Origin of the sequence: Algoriphagus sp. Y33 (genome assembly GCF_014838715.1) — a bacterium.
In the GTDB taxonomy this organism is placed as follows: Bacteria; Bacteroidota; Bacteroidia; order Cytophagales; family Cyclobacteriaceae; genus Algoriphagus.
Window position 1 is genome coordinate 3495758 of record NZ_CP061947.1, and the last position, 19704, is coordinate 3515461.

Below are 19704 nucleotides of genomic sequence, written 5' to 3' on the forward strand. Positions count from 1 at the left end.
TGTTTAAGATTTTAAGTGTGTATTACTTGAGATTTAGCCTTTATTTAATTTGACGATTGAGACAAAGGCTATAGGCAGAGGAGCATTTGCAATTCTGCCTATTTTCTTTCAACTGCTGTTGGGGTATTGGTTTTCCATGGTTAGTAGATTATGGGTTTGAGATTGTTACTGATTTATTTTCGATTTTATAGTTGAATTCTGAGGAAATACTGATTCCTTCCAAGACATGGTTCAAGGACTTATTATGATACCTTCCTGAATAAGACCAGCCTTTGTCTACAGTCAGTGTGCTGGTGATCCTGACACCAAACCAAGTCTCCAATTTTTCGATTACTTCCGGGTAGGTGTTATCCTTAAAAATGAGAAGTTGGTCTTTCCAGCCCAACACTTCCTCGGGATCAAATCCGGTTTTGGACACTTTGCCATTCTTTCTCTTTATGAGCATTTCATTTGGCAAAAGGGTAATGACCCCACCGGTGGAATCCGCCACTTCTACTTTCCCTTCGACCAGCGCAAGTTCAAAATCCTCTCCATTCTTCAGGTTGAATGAGGTTCCGAGCACCTTCACCTGACTATTGTCAATTTCGATGACAAAAGGTCTGTCAGAATCCGCTGTGACATCAAAGTATGCTTCACCGGTCATCCTTACGGTTCTGTTCTGACCATCAAACGTCTGGGGATATTCTATTTTACTGGCTGCATTAAGGTGGACCCGTGTGCCATCCGGAAGCTGAAATTTATACTTCTGACCGACTGGATTATCTATAGTCAGCCAAGGAATCACCTGATTCATTTCAGAATCAGTCTGTTTTTTCTTGTTGAGAACATCTATTCCGTAAACAGTGGAAAAAACCAAAAACAAAATTGCTGCGGCTTTGTGCCAACCGCTCCACTGGAAGTGTTTGCCATTAGCTCTTTTTTGGTGGCTCTTTTCCACTATACTTTCATATAGATCCATGTATACCTGATCAGACAAAACATACCGATCCTTATAATCAACCATAGTTATGATTTCCCTTGACTTTTGAAGAATCGACATCCTGTCGGGATTATTTTCAATCCACTTGAGCCAAAAGTGATTCGTTTCTTCTCCGGGGTTCTTTACCCACTGAATAAAGAATTCATCGTTCAAAAAGTCCTCGATTTCAAATTCTATATATTTATTTTTTTGGTCCATTATAGCGGGAGGAAGTGTGCCGGCTAGGCTTTCTTGACTTCAAATATTTCTTTTAGCTTCTCCATGGCACGATAAACCAAGGTTCTGGCTGTTTTGACTTCGTTGAAATTCATGATTTCAGCAATCTCTTTGTAGGATAATTCTTCCTGATAGAGCAGGATAATAGCATGTCTTTGTCTAGGAGAAAGTTGATTGAGTGCTTTGGAAATCTCTGCTTTCTTTTCCATCGCAAATTCTTCGTCTATCAGCTTTGTTTCGTGGGAGGTCTCAATGAAAAAAACGCTTTCTTCGGACTCCAGTGCAATTAATTCAGCATGTTGTTTCTTTTCATTTTTCAAAAACTTAAAAAGCTCTCTATGGAACACTGTAAAGAGATAGCCCTTTATCCGATGTACATCCCCTTGTTTTCCTTGGTTTTTACGCAGATCTACAAACATTTTTTGTAAACAGTCCCGGATCAATTCTTCTTGCTGGCAGATCTGCATTCCATAATTGTAAAGCTCTGCAACATGCTTCCGGTAGATATAGTTGAATGCGGCTTCATCTCCGCTTTTAAAGGAGTTCCATACTTCGCGGTCAGATTTTTCGGTATACACGACCATCACCTGACTATGCTGCATATACAGCATAGCGGAGGATTCTATATTTTCAATAGGTTTATTCTGGGTTTTTTTCATTTGAACAGGAAGGTTTCTCCACTCTTCATTTATAAAGAGTACTTTTAGAGGTCAAACAACCTCAATATTTTAAATTATTTTTATCCATATCTAAAAAAAACTATGATAACCAACATTTACATCCGATAATCGGAAAATAAAAGGACAATACAGAATATAATTTTGTATTGATATACTGAGATTTACAGGTTCTTTTTATTGAAAATTCAAACTCTATACTTGACTGCGGGGAAATCGCTTTCATCCCAAAATCCTCCGGGAGTTTGCAAATTATAGGTTACAACTAGACAAAATCAGTATGCTTACTTTCAAGAAAATCAATCCTTGAAGAGTTGTACCAATTGGGGCTAGGCGATTTCCCTGCCCTTCACTCAAAGAGCTACTCTCTAATGGATAGGTTTAGGTAGGGCATGCTGAAAAACGCCGGCAATAAATCAAAAGCTGTCATTTTGAATGATTAACTCATTTTTGATGCGAACGGTTTTTCAGCAAGTGCAAGCTTATTAACGACAATAGGGTTTTATCCATGCCTCAGAAAATCCGAAAATCGGGATTTTCAAGCTAGTCTCAGTCATCCCATCTTCTACGTTGGCCTCATTCGAGGTATACCTATACATCTTCACTCAGCCGCCTTGAAGCTGGCATACCTGAGACTTTTTCAGCAAGCCTTAAGTAGAGAAAAGAGCCGGCAGCAAGCTGTCGTTAGTACAAATTGTTTTTTTCATCACCCTTGATACTTTCATCCAATTCCTCATAGGAGATATCAAGTTTGCCATGATCAACTAAAACTTTACCTAATGAGGGAATGGAATTTTGTTGGCCGGAGTCTACCTCCACCCACAGTTTTGACCTGATAATACATTTGGCACAATGCATAAATGCCTCCTTCACACTGACGATGATAGCCAAAGAAGGCATCTTACCCTCACAAGTAAGCAATTCCAAAACCTGTTGATCTGTCACTATTTTAGCCTCACCGTTTACCCTTAAGGTTTCTTTTATTCCGGGAATTAGAAAAATCAACCCTAGATTTGGGTTTTGAATGATATTTCTCAACGTATCCGCCTTTCGGTTACCGGGTCTATCCGGGATAGCAAGCAGTTTATCACTCAAAATTTTGACAAAACCTGCTGGATCACCTTTGGGGGAAACATCAAAATTCCCTTTAGAGTCCGACGTGGCTATGGTAATAAAGGGGGATTTCTCTATAAAATTTCTGCAGTGTTCATCAATATGGTCAATAGTTTTCCTCGTAACGATTTCACTGGGATACCCCAAAATCTCACGTAATTCATTCTCCGAACTAATTGTATTTTCAAATGTCCATTCCATGGTTGCTTCTGTTTAAGGATTTCACAATATTCTTGCCTTTAGGAAAGTAGATATCATGTAAAAGTAAGTCAGGTACCGGATCCGGGAGAATCCATGATCTCTATAGACTCAATTACAAATGGAAGTAAATCCAAGAAAACCAATTACTCAGCAACAAGGAAATCGTTGACTTCCAGCCAGTACATGAATGCATCAAACCAACGGCTGCTTGTACGGTCGGGATTGCCAAGACCGAAGCCGTGTCCACCGTTCTGATAAAGGTGGAATTCTACAGGGATACCTGCCTTATACCAGGAATCGATCACACCGAACTGGCCTCTAAAAAGAAAATCGTCTGTAGCAATCACATTAAACATGGGAGGAGCATTTTCAGGAACTTCCACAGGACCCATTCCGCCATATATCGGACCTATAAAAGCCAATTTCATAGTCTTGGAATTGAGTGTGCTGTGCATCGTAAGTCCAGCCCCCGCAGAAAAGCCAATCATGCCTAACCGGCTGACATCTACCCCCCACTCTTCAGCACGTTCTACAATCATTGCATAAGCAGCCTCGGCATCTTCCAGCTGATCAGAGAGATCAAAGGGAGTCGGACTTGGGCGAGTTTCACCCTGAGCAGGAGCGGGTGGCGGAGATAAGGTCTGATTCATGGATTCTTTGAAACCATCCATTGATTCCGGGGTCGGGCGCAGACGGTATTTCAGCACAAAAGCTGCTATCCCCTGCTTTGCGAGTGCTTCTGCAACTTCCCAGCCTTCATTTCCCATAGAAAGCCATCTGAAGCCACCGCCCGGAGCGACGATTACGGCTGCTCCTGTCGCTGTGCCGGGTTCAGGGAGAAATGGGGTCAGTGTAGCTGTAGAAATATTCCGTGCCATAGGATCTCCCCATTGCTTAAACCAAGTCTCTGGAGCAGGTTGGTTTTCAACTCCACCGGTGCCTAGCAAAATAGCATTAGGCTCAGAAGGGTTTTCAAGTGGATAAATAGTGCCATCCTGCGCCAGGACGGCAGTGGAGATGAATAGGCACGAAGCCAAAATTGAGCTTTTTAATAGGTTCATTGTATTATTGGGTTTTGTTAATTATTTATTTTCGGTTTATATATCCATCATCAGCAAATAAGAGCTCATAGATTTGCCATGCTTGTCTAAGGTAGAGGCACTAGTGACTCCTCCTTCAAGGGCATCGTAGAGCACAAAATTCAAAGCTCCAAGTTGTGGTAATTCGTAACGATCCACCCTGCCCTTAATACGGTCACCAAACCAGGCTTTTACTTTTTCTGCGGTCACTTTACTGAAAACCAAATCATAGTTTTCCTTGTCGTACACGATCAATGATATATTACTGATATTTCCTTTGTCTCCAGTCCTGGAATGTGCTATCTCCCAAAGTTTCATATCAGTCTATGGTTTGGTATATGATGTTCGTTTGTACTTCTGATTTGGGTAAAAGCACTGAAGCGATGGAAATTTGCCCGCTCAAATGCTGAGTTGCCCCGCCTCCTCCGGCAGGTCCATTGGTATAAAGAGCTTCTACTTCCAAACCAATTTGCCTAGCTATAGCTGCGGAACCGGATTTCCCGGCAACTCTAACTCTAGCCTCCGGAGGCTCAACTAGCTGACTAGACGAGTTTAAAGGATTGATGGAGTTTACTCCTATAAGTTCGAATCTCAAATCAGTAAGTTCTTTACCTTCCAGTCTTTTTTTGATGATTTCTATGGCCAATTCAGCTCTTTTTAAACAATTGGCACCACCGTAGCTAATCTCTCCTTCTCCCAAATACCCATTTCTATATCCCACGCTGACCTTGTAAGTATCAGTAGCCTGATTTCCATTGCCTTCCTTGAATGCAATTTTATCTTTTTCCAACTCGTGAAATTCTACTTTCGAAAAGTCAGCTACGCAATCCGGTGTAAAGTAATTCTGAGGATCGTGGATTTCATATAACATCTGCTCGGTGCAAGTGGCAGTACTCACCAAACCACCCGATTCCGGAAGTTTAGTCACAAATCCATCTCCAGATTCATCCACTTCAACCAAGGGAAATCCAAGGTTCCACAGCTCAGGAACATCCTTGATTCCCGGATCAGCGAAATATCCTCCACAAACTTGTCCGGCACATTCCAACAAATGCCCGATCAAGGTTCCTTTTCCCAATTTCCTAAAATCGTCCATGCTCCAACCAAACTCATAAATCATGGGAGCCAGAAATAAGGAAGGATCTGCTACCCGGCCTGTCACAATAATATCCGCACCGCTTCGCAAAGCTTCTACTATCGGCAATGCTCCCAGGTAAGCATTTGCAGAAACGATGTTTTCTTTGATAGAAGATAAGGGTTGCCCCGTTTCAAGGATCACCAGATTATCCTGATTCTTGACTTGCTCCAGCACATCATCTCCGATTACTGCTGCGATTTTCATCCCACGAGCGCCAGCTTTCCTGGCCAAAGAAGCTAATATTTCAGCCGCTTTTTCAGGATTAGCCGCTCCCATATTCGTGATGACTTTGATCTTGTTTTTATAGGCTAATGGAATCACCTGTTCCATTCTATATTCAAGTAAATTATTGTACCCTTTGGATGGATCGACTCTTTTTTGTTCTTGGGCAATGGCTATCGTCCGCTCCGCAAGGCATTCAAATCCAATGTAATCAAGATTCCCTTTCTCCATCAACCGGATGGCAGGCTCCAGCCTGTCACCTCCATAACCTGCTCCACTTCCTATTCTAATCTTCATCATATTTTAAAAGGAAATAGCCCCAATTATAAGTGAAACAATCAATATAATCATACTCACCAAAAATGCATAAGGAATGGTCTTCCGTTGGTGATCTGCCAAGTCAACACCTGTCAGACCAATCAGCAAGAAGGTCGCTCCGGTCAAAGGGCTAACAGGAAATCCTGTAGTCATCTGCCCCATAATTGCCGCTCTTCCCACTTCAATGCCTGAACCTCCAAACTCCACGGCTGTGGAAGCCAATAAAGGTAAAATACCAAAATAGAAGGAATCAGGATCGAAAAGCAGACTTGCAGGCATGGATAAAACCCCCATGATCACAGCCAAATGATTCCCAATCCAATCAGGGGTATACGCAACAGCTGAATCAGCCATTGCCGATATCATTCCTGAACCTTTCAAAATCCCTGTAAAACATCCCGCGGCAAAAAGAATACTTGCCATCAAAATCGCAGCCTTGGCATGTGCATCAATCCGCTTTCCTTGCTCCTTCACTTTCGGGTAATTTACCGTTATAGCAACACAAAATGCGATCATGAAAATGACATGAGGCGGTGCTAATCCTGACACTAAAATCCCGACAGCCAGAAGAATCAGCGCTATATTAAACCAGAACAACCTTGGGCGTTCCAATTCACTGAAAGTGATTTCTTCTTCAAAATGAACCTTGGTTAACACTTCTCCTTTTCTTTCACTTTTCCCAAGATAGAATGCAATTAAGAGCACCGAAGCTAAACCCACCAAAACCGGAATCAGCAGAGGATTGAAGAGTTCGGTCACCGAAATTTCCAATGCAGAGGCTGCTCTTATAGTAGGTCCTCCCCATGGTAGAATATTCATCGTTCCAGCTGAAAGAGCGACTATACAAGCAAGGTTAGCCCGTTTCATAGTTAAGGCATCATACAGGGGCAAAAAGGCCGGAATTGTCACCAAAAAAGTTACTGCTCCAGAGCCATCCAAGTGCACGATCATTGCCAAAACTGAAGCTGCGACAGATATTTTCGCAGGATCATTTCCTGCAAATCCCAGCAGCTTATTGATGATGGGCTTAAAAGTCCCTGCGTCAGTCAATATCCCGAAAAAGAGAATGGCGAAAATAAACATGACACCTGTAGGTGCGATGGTCTTGATCCCATCCGTCATGAAGTCTAGCAACTCAAAACCAAAACCTCCAATCAATCCCATCACCACCGGCACCATAATCAATGCAACTACCGGAGATGCCTTTTTTGACATCACCAAGACTAGCAAAATGACTATGGTAAGAAAACCTAAAAGTGACAGCATAGAAGCAATTTTTAGTTGGTTATCATGGGTTTTAAAATTCTAAATATTGGGTAAAGCTGAGGTTAGAAAACCCACTGATTAACAGTAAGATGAGGAGTATTTTTTTTCATGGGATTTTGGGTTTGTCTTACTTAGAAAATGAAATAAAATTTACTTTGAATTATTCGTTAAACAAAAGGGCTGCATGATCTGAGCAAATTTGTTGGTTCCTTAAAGCTCCTACATTGTTTTACTCTGCTATTTCCAATGGACTATAATGGTCGAACTTGGATTGATCTACAGGCTTGAAAAGCAATTGGGAATACATGTATAGCCCATTTTTCCAAACCTTAAAATCATGGCCTCCGGTTTCTAAGTAATAAATATGCGGCACGTCATTTTCTACCAGGTAATCGTGGGTACGGGAGCTGAAGCTCAGCAGTCTGTCGGCATCCCCGCAGGAAATCCAAAGCACTTTTAATAGTTCTTTTGCTTTTTCCGGATCAGGCACTAATTCCTGAGGTATTTTGGTATTCGGAGCGGAGGAAAAGCCTCCTACCCAGGCGAATTTATCCAGGTTTCCCAAGCCAAAGTTCAGCGATTGCCCGCCACCCATTGATAAGCCCGCAATGGCTCTATTTTCACGGTCGGTCAATACAGGATACTCTTTTTCGATAAATGGAATCAGGTCATTCAGCAGATCCTGTTCAAAGGTTGCAAAAGCCTGAACCTTCTCCGGCGCCATGATATTTCCACCGGCACTATCGTCCTTCATCGCCCTGCCGTTTGGCATGACTACAATCATGGGTTCCAGTTTCCCATCCGCATAGAGATTATCGAGAATCACCTCCGGATGGCCTCCGTTCAGCCATTCCTTTTCATCTCCGCCTATGCCATGCAGGAGGTAAAGCACGGGATACTTCTCCTTTTCGGAAAATCCGGGAGGCGTATAAACTAAGGCATTGCGGTCATTGCCAACGGTCTTTGAGGGGTAACTGATGGTGTTGATTTCCCCATGGGGAATTCCATCCTTGACTTGGTCAAACCCTGCAGGAGCTTCTTTTTCTAACTGCTGGCCATGGAGTTGCCCGGCAAAAAGAAACAATAGGAGTAATAGGTTTTTTGAGCAGTTCATATAGGTGTATTAGGTTATTTTTTGGGTTAAATTGCCTGGATCAAAATTTCCAGCTCATTCTTTCTTCAGAAGTTCCGCCATTTTTTCACCATACCTGGATCCAAGTAGTCGGTATCCGGCTGCAGAGAAATGAAGTCCGTCTGCTATAGCTTCGCAGGCTTCCGAGGAGATCACATAGGAATTAGGTATTACAGAAGGAAGCGTAGCAATGATGGGGTTCATGCCCGCACACTTGCCTCCTTGCTCCGCGCTGACAAGTTCGCCTGCCAACAACGGAACAGAACCCGGTACCAATCCTAGGTCGCTGAGTAGGTTGTCATAAACGCCTGCTACTTTTTTAGGCCAGGTTTCGTCTCCTGTATTGGATTCACCTTGATGCAGCAAAATGCCTTTGATCACCCCATCTTTCTGGGCAATTTTCGCCAGCTCCAGCAATCTCCCATAAGGGTTCCCTTCGTATTGGGCGATCATGCCCTTCATCCATTCCGGAGCAGTTTCCACATAAGACTCATAATTATCTTTCTCAAAGAGCTCGATTTTACAGCCTCCAACAGACACATTGATGATACCGATTCTGATGCTGTCAGGGAGATTTTCGGCGAGCGTTTTCCCGAAATAATCCCCGGGAGTAAGGCCGGTATTGCAGCGGCTAAGCGGCGGTACAGCTGGATACCAATTCCCCATTTCCCTGTCTAAATCCGGGCAATCCACCGCCTGCAGTACCTTAAACCGGTCATTTGCCACAGTGTCCTGTGGTTCATACTTGGCACTTCCCTCCATGTTGGATTGGCCGAAACTCAGGAAAACATAAAAGTTGGGATCCTGGGAAAATCCCCGTAGGGGGGTAAAAAACAATAGCAGAACCAAGGAAAAGAGGAAGAGCGGCTTTTTCATTTTGGGTTGGGAGTTAGTATGGGTTTGAAAGTTTATTATACTGTTAGGTTATTGATTAAGGAAGTACAAATTCATATTGACCGCTCTCCTCAGTCACCGGGTCTTAGACTGTAATTTTCATAGGTAGGAAAGTCATAGGGTACAGGATAGGTTACCTTTCCGGTGGCCAACCATTCTGTTGCCCTGATCACAGTAGTCTGAAAACCGGCACAACGGTAGGCCGGAGGATAAGTCTCGCCCTTCCACAGATGGCCCATACTGGAATTGTATACCTTTCCTTCGCCATACTCGACTACCCACTCCACCGGCCACAATTTCCCGGTATCTGTGCTATCATAAGCATAGGAAAGTACAGTCAGGTTTTCGGCAGTGCCTCGGGGGAAACTGTAAACCTCCGTATTTACGGTCTTCCATGATTCAGGAAAACCTTCATTGATGGGGTGGCGATTCAGTATTTGAATGAGTGCATCAAAACGATCCCCATGCCCCGTACCTTCCCCTTCTCCCCGGTGATGTTTTATCAGCTGCCCTTGAGAATTTACCTCCAAAGACACCCCTGCCTGAGCTGAGCGCCAGCCTAATCCAATCATCTTATCGTATTCTTTCCAATCCGGAAACGCATTATTGGCTGAGTGAAGAATATACAAACCTCCGCCATGCTGCATGTAGGTTTCCAAACTCTTCTGCGCTTGGTCAGGCCAGTTTAAACTTGGGTTGTGGATATTATTAGTATTCTGGATGATCACATCAAAAGCTTCAAAATCGGGAATCCACCTCTGCCTCTGAATGCTGTCAACCGGTACGGTGGATACTTCCACCTCAAACTTCCCACTTCCTTCCAAAATCCATTTGATCACTTCGGTGGTTTGCTTCCAGTCATGATTGCTAAATCCATCCACGATTAAAACGGTATGGACAGGTTTGGTTTGGGAAGAAAGATCCCCGCTCATAAGCAAGGACAATCCCATAGCGATCAGTCCAATAAACCGCCTCAGACGAAGTCTTGTTGAATAAAAATCTTCCTTGAATACCATTAAAAATCAGTTATAAATATGTTTCCGCTTACTCAATTTATACTTGAAATCTATGTCCGAAAAGAAACCTACATTTTGCAGGACTCAATTTTCTGCTACAAAGGTAACCACCTCTCCTTGTGTGGTTTTGACATCAAACAGCTTCATGTCAGTTAGATCCACAGGAATAATCCCGGCCTCTGCAGAAATTATTGGATCTGCGGTAAGTGGCACCTGATAGAAAGGATTCGGATTTTCGCCGCTAGCTTTATTTAGTTCATTTCCATTTTCCAGGCTCAATGCATTTGGCACCCTCAACCGTAGATTTCCTCCAACAGTGGATTTAATCACAACCTTCTCAATCTTCCCGTCTTTCCATTTCAGTTCCAGCACTTCAAAGCCGCCTTTGGCACGAATACCGGAGATGCTTCCATCTTTCCAAACATCCGGTAAGGCAGGCAAAAGATGAATTTCACCATTGGCACTCTGCACCAACATTTCGGTTATTCCTGAAGTACAGCCGAAGTTTCCGTCAATCTGGAAGGGAGGATGTGCGTCAAAAAGATTGTTGTAAGATCCGCCGCCCCCTTGATTAGAACCAACTGGAGATAATTGGTTTTGAATGAGTTTGTAGGCATGATTTCCATCAAGCATCCGTGCCCACCAGTTAACTTTCCAACCCATACTCCATCCTGTGGAAACATCACCTCGTTGGATAAGGGTATTTCTCGCAGCAGAATAAAGTTCAGGTGTACGTAAAGGGGAAATCTGATTGGATGGAAATAAGCCGTACAAATGCGAAATATGACGGTGATGGTCATTGGGATCGTCTATGTCATCCAGCCATTCTTGCAATTGCCCATGCTTTCCGATCTGCATAGGGGGCAGTCGGTCTCTCATCACACGAAGCGAATCTGCAAATGACTGATCCCTGTCCAGCAATTCGGAAGCCTGAATCACAGCACTGAAAGCATCAAAAACCAATTGATTATCCATGGTAGTTCCGGCGTCCAAGGACGACCCCTCATGTGCGGCCGGGGCATTTTCCGGAGAAGTCCCCGGGTTTACTACCAACCACTTGTTATCCGGATGCTCGACCAAGAAATCCACATAGAACGTCGCAGCACCTTTTAATATCGGATAAATCGACTTCAGGTATTCCGTATCTCCGCTGTATTGGAAATGGTCCCAGAGATGCTGGCTCGTCCAGGCACCACCACCACTCCATATTCCCCAGAAGATCGCATCCACCGGGCCGGTAATTCTCCAAATATCAGTATTATGATGAGCCATCCACCCTCTGGCGCCATACATTACACGGGCCGTTTCTTCACCTGCTTCGGCCATTTCGGAAACCATTTTCAGGAAGGGTTCATGCAGCTCCGCCAAATTGGTTTTCTCGGCAGGCCAATAGTTCATCTGTGCATTGATATTGATGGTGTATTTGCTGTCCCAGGGCGGTGACATCTCTTTGTTCCAGATTCCCTGTAGGTTTGCAGGCTGTCCTCCAGGCTGGGAAGAAGAAATGAGCAAATACCTTCCATATTGATAATAAAGCGTGACCAACTGGGGATCATTACCGGTTCTAAAATTGCTTAAGCGCTCATCTGTGGGGAGTTTGGAGGACTCTGTCTCACCCAAATCCAAGACTACCCGATTGAAGTAGTTTTGATAATCCGGCACGTTAGTCTTCAGCAGATCATCAAAAGATTTGGTGGAAGCTTTTGACATAAACTCCTCTGATCTGGCATTTTCATCGCCACTTAGATCCAGGTAATTGTTAAAATTGCTGGCAATGGAAATGTAAATAGTTGCCTCATCTGCATCCCTTACCGTAATGGAGTTATCCGAAGTAGAAGTTGTTCCTCCACGGTTTTTGATTTTGGTGAGGCTTTTAAATTTAACCTGTCCCCTTAATCCTTCATGATCCGTGGTGGTTCCCGAAATTGTCAGCTCCTTATAGGAATTGATACCGAGAGTGGCATTTGGCTGAGGCGTGGACATGGAAGCGGTGAAGGAAATCACCCCAGGTTTGCTGGAAGTCAAATGAACAGCAATGATGTTGTCCGCAAAAGAAGCAATCGCTTCACGTGTATAAGTCACGCCATCTACCACATAGCTCACTTTGGAAATTGCCCGCTCTATATCCAGTTCCCTACGGTAATCTGTAAAAGTACCATGCCCTTCAAAGGCTATATTCAGATCTCCCACAGGCTGGAATTTCTGCCCGTGCGACTTCTTGCTTTGAATGGTTTTGGATGCCAATTGTTCGGCTTCTTTTTGCTTTCCTTCGAAAATCAAGCGTCGGATTTCCGGCAAAGCAGCCAGGGCATCCGGGTTATCATTCCTATTTGGACCACCTGACCAGACAGTATGCTCATTGAGCTGGATGAGCTCATTTTCCACATTTCCATAGATCATAGCACCCAGTTTACCATTTCCTATCGGCAAGGCATCTGTCCATACATCAGCAGCCGGTTGCTTGTACCAAAGGGTGAGTGGTGAGCTTTCCTGAGCTTTTACCGGCACGGAAAAAGCTAGAAAAATCACAATAAATAAGCTTCTTAAATAAGATTGATAAGCAGGCATTTTGGGTTAGTGTTTAAAAGTGTAGGTTAAGCAAACGATGCCCATGGATTATTTGGTAATCACATCGATTTCTGCATAGCCGGCCGAATTGTCGTTTTTTGTGTTTTTTAAAGCTGTGAGTTTTATATATCTGGCTTTCACCGAAGCGAATTCCTTACTTTGCCATAGTGGATTGTTGTTGATATTGGAGAATTCACCTTGACTTACTCTGTGCCAGGAGTTATTGTCCATAGACACATGGAATTCATATTCCGTGATAATACCACTAGACCAGAGTCTTTGATCAGGTAGGTATCGGAAGCCGATCAGCTCCTCCTCTTTGCCCAGATCGATGACCAGATCTATCGGGAGCTTCTTATCGTCAGATTGATGCCAAAACGTATTGGGGTCACCATCAATAACCTGTGCCACACCGGAATCCCCTTCACCTGTGACTTTCCAGTTTTTCCTGGAAATATCAAAGCTTTCCTCAGTTACCGGACTGCTTCTCTGAGAGGAAGGATCATAGGCTATGGCAGCCACCTGCACTTTGCCATCAGCAGTCGGAATAAGGCCGGTGTAAATTTCAGATTCATTAGTCGGAGCAGAACCATCCAGCGTATAATAAATCACAGATTCCTCATCTGCAGGGATGATGCGAATGTTTCCGGATTGCTCACGAATGATCCCCGGTGAGGTCAAAATCTGAGGGGCGTTAAATACACCTATATTTGAGATGACAGGATTACTTTTGGAATCAGTGACGGTAAAGCGAAGTTGGGTAGCTTCCACGGTGGGAAACTGCAGGATTCTCTTGTAACCAATCGTAGTCTGGCTGTCCAATTCCTTCCATTCCCCATCTACCATGGCTTCTATCGTAAATGCTTTTACCCGCTGTCCCAGCCGGATGTATTCCTGGACCATAAAGCGGTTAAAGCTTGTAGGCTCATCAAAAGTAATGGTCAGAGAGGCCGAATTCACTCCATCATCAGTTGCCCAATAGGTATCCTTATCTCCATCTAAAGCCTTGGAAGCATCATATTTACTGCTTCCGCCTCTTACATTGGTAGCATCAGCACTAGCATTTAAAGCAAGATCCTCGTCAAATACTTCTTTGACAGCTTGTGCAAAATCCAGTACATTTTTCTCGTCAGTTTCATGAATTAAACCGTTTGGCATGATCGCGAAATTAAGCAATAAAGTCCCATTCCTTCCGATGGAATTGTAATAAGTATCCATCAACTGAGGCAACGTTTTCACTTTGGAATCCTCCCTCACATGATAAAACCATTCCGGGCGAATGGAAGTATTCACCTCACCCGGTACCCAGGCATTGCCGTTTTCCACACCGTGGCGCAACATATCCTCCGGCACATCCCCAAGGGAATCCAGTAAACTCCAGTTGGTTTCTCCCACGTACCCTGACTCAGTTCCTACCCAGCGAAGGTCTGCACGCTTCCCTCCATCATTCCAGATGACAATATTTGGCTGAAGCTCGCGCACCAATTTGTAGGTATTTCCCCAGTCGTAATACGTTCTTCGGTCAATTTCCCGTGTTTCGTTAGCTCCGCCATAGTACCCCGACCCACCATGAGCACCATCAAACCAGATTTCAAAAATCTCCCCATAATTGGTAAGCAATTCGGTCAGTTGATTCCTGAAATATGTGATGTACTCAGGCTTGCCATAGTCTGCAAAATTCCTGTCCCAAGGTGAAAGATAAACACCGAACTTCAATCCATATTCCTTGCAGGCATCTGCCATTTCCCGTACGATATCACCTTTTCCATTTTTATATGGAGAATTTTCGATGGAATAATCCGTGTATTCTGAAGGCCAAAGGCAAAATCCACTATGGTGTTTGGCCGTAAGGATCAACCCAGTCATTCCTGCTTCTTTTGCTATTCTGGCCCACTGACGCACATCCAGCTCTTTTGGGTCAAAAATACCGGGATCCTCATCTCCAAATCCCCAAGACATATCGGTGTAGGTATTGACAGAAAAATGGATAAATCCATAATATTCCATTTCCTGCCATCTCATCTGGTTTTCATCCGGTACCGGTCCGAAAGGCTGAGGTGGTTTTACTTCCTCACATGCTGAAAGACACATGCCAAGAATTAAGAAAAGACTAACTACTAAGCCCTTGAAATTCATTTTTACTACTTGTTAAATTATTTATTAATCACTTATTTTTTAATGACTTAATTCCTGCTTCCATTTAGAAAATGAAGACTTAGCCTTATTCACTTCACATTTCCACCATTGCCTTTATCACCCCGTTCTCAGGATTGAGCCAAGATTGAAAATCATGGGTTACCTGTTCAAACTGCACCCGGTTAGTGATGTACTTCTCCACCGACAATTGACCGGAGTCCATGGCTTCCAAAACCTGATCAAAGTCTTCCCGGATTGCATTTCGGCTACTCATCAAAGTCGCTTCCCGCTTATGGAATTCCGGATGGGAAAAGGCTATTTCGCCTTTCTGCAAACCTACCAGCACATAATTACCTCCATGGGCGATGTATTTAAATCCCTGATTAATAGCTGCCAGACTACCCGTAGCATCAATTACAGCATCACAAAAATCCCCGTTTGTGATCTCCCGTATTGTTTCATAAGCATTTTCACCAGCCTTCACCACATAGGGGATATTCCAGGCTTCCCTGCAAAAGTCCAGTCTTTTGTCGTTGATATCCATAGCAATCACCATAGCTCCTGCAATCCTGGCGAACTCCATCACCCCCAATCCAATGGGACCTGCTCCGATTACCAGTACAAACTGCCCCGGTTTCACTCCTGCCCTCCGCACTCCATGAGCACCTATGGCAAAAGGCTCCGCCAATGCAAGCTGTTCTAAGTTCAGTCTTTCTTTTTTAACCAAGGATGAAACAGGTAAGGATACAAATTCCTGCATGCCTCCATCCTCATGCACTCCAAAAACGCTGATTTTCTGACAACAATTGGGTTTGCCATTTCTACAGGCCACGCAAGTCCCACAGTTGAAATACGGAATCACTGTTACCAAATCACCTTTGAAGATTTCCTCATTTTCTGCTATTTCCGTTACTTCTCCTGCCAATTCGTGCCCAAGGATTCTTGGATAAGAAAAAAAAGGCTGGGTGCCTTCAAATGCGTGAAGGTCTGTTCCGCAGATACCGATCCTCTTGATTTTGACAATAGCCCTTCCTTCAGAAAGCTGTGGCTTTTCTCCTTCTTGATACTCAAATTCTCCAGGTGAAGTGCAGCTTAGTATTTTCATGTGTTTATAATTGATTTTTAATGGTCACATGGAATCTCGCATAACGGATAATCATTCATCTGTGTGACGTTCTTCGTCATGCTCGATTTCATGTGTTTATAGTTTGTTTTTTTATGGTCATAACCTGTCCCATGACAAAGGAAACGGGATAGCCTGTCCCGCATGGTAGCTAATCATGCCACTGAGTGACACCCGAGTCATGCCTGGACTCAGACAGGTTCGATTTCATTCAGTTTTATTCAAATTAAATTCTACCAAATAGTCAGCGATAAGGCCTTGCTCCTTACAAGCAGCCCAAAAGTAATCAGGAAGTGATATGGTGCAAAACGCTGCATTAGCCCGAACTCTACGAGTCGAGGTGGAGTTAAGTGCCAGAGAATTGACTCCCGGAAGTTGAAGTGCAAATTGGATACAGGCATGTGCAGGATCGACTGCCTGTTCTTCACAAAGGGTAAAGAATCGAGCTCTCCACTGATGTCTTTTCTGAAATTCCGAATCATCACTATCCATCTTTTGATAGTCAAAATAATCCCCACCTACCAAAAAACCGGAGTGGAAAACTGCAGAATTAATGATTCCTACTCCGTCCTTTTCCAATTGTCCCATAAAGTGAAACAGCTCTTCAGGATGATCATAGATAGTCATGCTATTGGCGATCATCACCCAGTCAAGTGGGTAATTCTTATAGACTTTACGGATTACTTCCCAGTTTTTAGCCCCAACACCGATTGCTTTCACCTTACCGGCCTGTTTCAGTTCCGTCAATGCCGCATAGCCTTCCAGAATATCCTCAAACCTCTTTTCATAATCTTTTGGTGAGTTTGCCTGATCCAAATACTCATCGGGATCATGTATGGATACGAGCTGAGCGTCAAAGCCTTTAAGCAATTCATTCCCCTCCTCAAAGCAATTGAGAATGCCTTGATAGCTGATATCCTGAACCGCATCATGCGTCAGTTCTTTCCAGACATCTCTTTCAAAAGTAGGCTCGGTGCCTAGCAAAGGCGCACGTTTCCATCCCAATTTATTACTGATCAGCACCTTGTCTTTGGGCACTTGCAAATCATATAGTGCCTGCCCCAACGTATCCAAAGCCAATCCAGCTCCATATTTCCCGGCCGAATCAAATACGGCTCCATCCGGAAAGCATTCTAAAGCAGCCAACACCAGCTCTAGTTTTTGCCCATATGGTCTTGCTTCGTAAAGGTTGCCCAATGAACCCGTCCCTACGATCATAGCAGGTACCTGTATGCCGGTTTGACCTAACTCCATATCTTCAACAAATTAAGGGGATTACTATTTGAACCCGAAATATGCATTAGCAATTCTACGCCACGGCGTACAGGTTATTGCAGCCATTAATTGCTTCATAACGAAACCTAATGCATAATCCCGGTTGAAATGGTTTTCATTCATTTTTCAAAAGAATAATCCAATATCAGAATTCTCTTTAAAACTATATTGGTCAAACGTTTGACCAGACCAAACCGTGTATGCTGTAAATCGCAAGAGTTCCGTCCATTTGTTCTAAATTTAGGGCAGACAAGCCGCTGAAGATGAAAAAGAAAAGAACCAGCATTACCGATATTGCCAATGCACTTCATGTGACACCCTCTACGGTATCGAGAGCACTGAATGGAGGCGGTAAAGTCAGCGAGAAAAAAAGGTACGAAATCCTGTCTTTGGCAAAAAAACTGGGGTACAGACCCAATCCTATCGCAAAGAGTCTTCTGGAAAACCGAACACATACCATCGGATTGATCATTCCGGAATTCACCCATCATTTTTATAGCCGCATGCTGGCCGGAATTGAAAGTGTCACATCCATGGCAGGTTACCAGTTGCTTATCTGTACCTCCAATGAAAAACAAAAGCAGGAAATCAAATCCACCCAAACGCTATTAGATGCACGGGTAGATGGCATGTTGGCTACCATCTCCAAGATGAATGACAAGTTTGCCCATTTGCAGGAAGTGATGGACAGCGGAACTCCGCTGGTGTTAATAGATCGTTTTTCGGAGGAAATAGAAACACCGTATGTCATTTCGGATGATTTTAACGGAGCTTTTTCGGCAGTAGATTACCTGTGCCGTAGTGGCTGCAAGAATATTCTGCACATCAAAGGGCCTGAAAATTTATCAACTACCTTCAACCGGTTTATGGGCTATAAAGAGGCACTTCGAAAGCATAAATTAGCATTGAAAGAGGAATTGATTCTGGAAGGAAGTGAGCCGGATTTGACGGAAAAAATCACCGGATGTCTCAAACACTTCCAAGTTGAAGGAGCGTTTGCCTATAGTGATTATCTGGCATTTGAGATTTACAAAGTTGCCAGTGCTCTCGGTATTTGCATCCCCGATCAATTGGCAGTAATCGGATATGCTGACGAACCTATTTCTACTTACGTCCACCCCACCCTGAGCACAGTCAATCAACGACCTTTTGAAATGGGTGTATTGGGAGCCAACTATTTACTAAACAAAATCAATAATCCTGCAACACCCCTGGAAACAACAAGTATAAAGACTGAGTTGATTCTGAGAGAATCTTGTATGGTTTTGAAAAGTTAAGTTTTGAATAAAATCAACTACACCTCCATGAACTATAAGTACTTCACTTGAAGGAACTCACACTAGTGGAATAAATTTATTCCTCCCTTTCCAAGAAAAACGTGACGGGCTATTACGAAACCTAATGCAAAATCCGCGATAAACCATTGCGTCATCGTGGTTAAAAACAGACAAAAAAAAGAGGCTGCCCCATAGCTCATAATTGTCACATTGAGCAGGTATTGGTAATGTGTCAGTTTGAGCGAAGTCGAAGGGTTTTCGACTTCGCTCAGGATGACACTTAATTTGTCCCTAATTACGCTGTCACTACTCTTTTGTAAATTCTAAATTTTCCTTACCCAGCCTGTCAAGAAATCCTACTTATGAGACAGACTCTCTCAATTTTTTCAAATCAAGGTTAAAACTTGTATGTGACCCCAACATTCAAAGCAGAAACACCATAACCCAACTCGGCAAATGCGCCTAAATTGTCGCTAAAGAAGTAGCGCCCTCCAACAAAGGCAGTCAAGCCAAGATCACTGCCATAGTTATTTGAAATAGGGGTTCCGCCTCCTTCATAAGAATAGCTGGAAATATTATAGGCCAGCATCAAACCTCCATAAAGATCCAATTCAGGAATAGATGGGAAACCATTGTAATGATAAGCACCTCTAACACCTATCACCACGTAATTCCACTTAGAAGTATAGCCCGGACCATTGTACTTGTATCCCGTATTTCCAAGATATCCCCCCAAACTGATCACTCCGGGGCCACCTACATCCCAAAAACCGTGATCTACGGCAATGCTGATCGCAGGTCGGGCATTGCCAAGGCCCCCCAGATTGGTTCCTACTCCTATACCCAAATTGGCCATGGTAGTCCCTTCTTGAAAAGGCTGTTGCGCATGGGCAAGTGTCGCTGTAAAAACGGCAAGAATTACAAAAATTGTCTTTTTCATAAAGTTAAATAGTTAGTTGTTTTAAGTTTCAAATTGTTAAGTAGATTTTTCATGTTGACAGCGAACATTAAAAACGGTAAAATCCATTTTTTTCCTATACAGTTAGGTTTCCACTTCAAAACAAACGGCTTATC

General features: G+C 43.5%; 15 protein-coding genes and 1 pseudogene. 1 reads left to right on the plus strand and 15 read right to left on the minus strand.

What is annotated here, in order from left to right:
- Nucleotides 1–148 precede the first annotated feature (148 nt).
- From ID165_RS14005 to ID165_RS14070, 14 genes and pseudogenes are all read right to left on the minus strand, one after another.
- Complete coding sequence (locus ID165_RS14005; protein ID WP_192085449.1) at nt 149–1177, minus strand: FecR family protein; 1029 nt, start codon at nt 1175–1177, stop codon at nt 149–151.
- A gap of 23 nt (nt 1178–1200) precedes the next feature.
- The gene (locus ID165_RS14010) at nt 1201–1854 is read right to left on the minus strand and encodes an RNA polymerase sigma factor (protein ID WP_192085450.1); all 654 of its coding nucleotides are present in this window, start codon (nt 1852–1854) and stop codon (nt 1201–1203) included.
- A gap of 702 nt (nt 1855–2556) precedes the next feature.
- The gene (locus ID165_RS14015) at nt 2557–3186 is read right to left on the minus strand and encodes a pyridoxamine 5'-phosphate oxidase family protein (protein ID WP_192085451.1); all 630 of its coding nucleotides are present in this window, start codon (nt 3184–3186) and stop codon (nt 2557–2559) included.
- A 143-nt stretch (nt 3187–3329) separates the two neighbouring features.
- Entirely contained in the window at nt 3330–4247 is a 918-nt protein-coding gene (locus tag ID165_RS14020) for an alpha/beta hydrolase (RefSeq protein ID WP_192085452.1), read from the minus strand.
- A 36-nt stretch (nt 4248–4283) separates the two neighbouring features.
- Nucleotides 4284–4583 carry a hypothetical protein gene (locus ID165_RS14025; protein WP_192085453.1) on the minus strand — a complete coding sequence of 100 codons (300 nt, stop codon included), beginning with the start codon at nt 4581–4583 and terminating at the stop codon, nt 4284–4286.
- 1 nt (nt 4584) lies between these two features.
- Nucleotides 4585–5925, minus strand: coding sequence for an acyclic terpene utilization AtuA family protein (locus tag ID165_RS14030; protein WP_192085454.1), 1341 nt, complete (start codon nt 5923–5925; stop codon nt 4585–4587).
- Nucleotides 5926–5928: 3 nt separating this feature from the next.
- Nucleotides 5929–7209, minus strand: coding sequence for a CitMHS family transporter (locus ID165_RS14035; protein WP_192085455.1), 1281 nt, complete (start codon nt 7207–7209; stop codon nt 5929–5931).
- Nucleotides 7210–7453: 244 nt separating this feature from the next.
- Nucleotides 7454–8323, minus strand: a pseudogene (locus ID165_RS14040) (alpha/beta hydrolase); the annotation flags it as partial.
- Between the two features lie 54 nt (nt 8324–8377).
- A complete protein-coding gene (locus ID165_RS14045) occupies nt 8378–9217 on the minus strand; it encodes a sialate O-acetylesterase (RefSeq protein ID WP_192085457.1) in 840 nt (279 codons plus the stop codon).
- Between the two features lie 89 nt (nt 9218–9306).
- Nucleotides 9307–10251 carry a ThuA domain-containing protein gene (locus tag ID165_RS14050; RefSeq protein WP_192085458.1) on the minus strand — a complete coding sequence of 315 codons (945 nt, stop codon included), beginning with the start codon at nt 10249–10251 and terminating at the stop codon, nt 9307–9309.
- An 84-nt stretch (nt 10252–10335) separates the two neighbouring features.
- Nucleotides 10336–12819, minus strand: a complete 2484-nt coding sequence (locus ID165_RS14055; RefSeq protein WP_192085459.1) for a glycoside hydrolase N-terminal domain-containing protein — start codon at nt 12817–12819, stop codon at nt 10336–10338.
- Nucleotides 12820–12867: 48 nt separating this feature from the next.
- Entirely contained in the window at nt 12868–14955 is a 2088-nt protein-coding gene (locus ID165_RS14060; protein ID WP_192085460.1) for a discoidin domain-containing protein, read from the minus strand.
- Nucleotides 14956–15049: 94 nt separating this feature from the next.
- On the minus strand, nt 15050–16060 hold the full coding sequence (locus ID165_RS14065; protein WP_192085461.1) for a zinc-binding alcohol dehydrogenase family protein: 1011 nt from the start codon (nt 16058–16060) through the stop codon (nt 15050–15052).
- A gap of 225 nt (nt 16061–16285) precedes the next feature.
- Entirely contained in the window at nt 16286–17332 is a 1047-nt protein-coding gene (locus ID165_RS14070; protein WP_192085462.1) for an aldo/keto reductase, read from the minus strand.
- 284 nt (nt 17333–17616) lie between these two features.
- Here ID165_RS14070 and ID165_RS14075 point away from each other — a divergent pair, with 284 nt between their 5' ends.
- Nucleotides 17617–18630, plus strand: a complete 1014-nt coding sequence (locus ID165_RS14075; RefSeq protein WP_192085463.1) for a LacI family DNA-binding transcriptional regulator — start codon at nt 17617–17619, stop codon at nt 18628–18630.
- Nucleotides 18631–19027: 397 nt separating this feature from the next.
- Here ID165_RS14075 and ID165_RS14080 read toward each other — a convergent pair whose 3' ends face one another.
- The gene (locus ID165_RS14080; protein ID WP_192085464.1) at nt 19028–19570 is read right to left on the minus strand and encodes a hypothetical protein; all 543 of its coding nucleotides are present in this window, start codon (nt 19568–19570) and stop codon (nt 19028–19030) included.
- Nucleotides 19571–19704 lie beyond the last annotated feature (134 nt).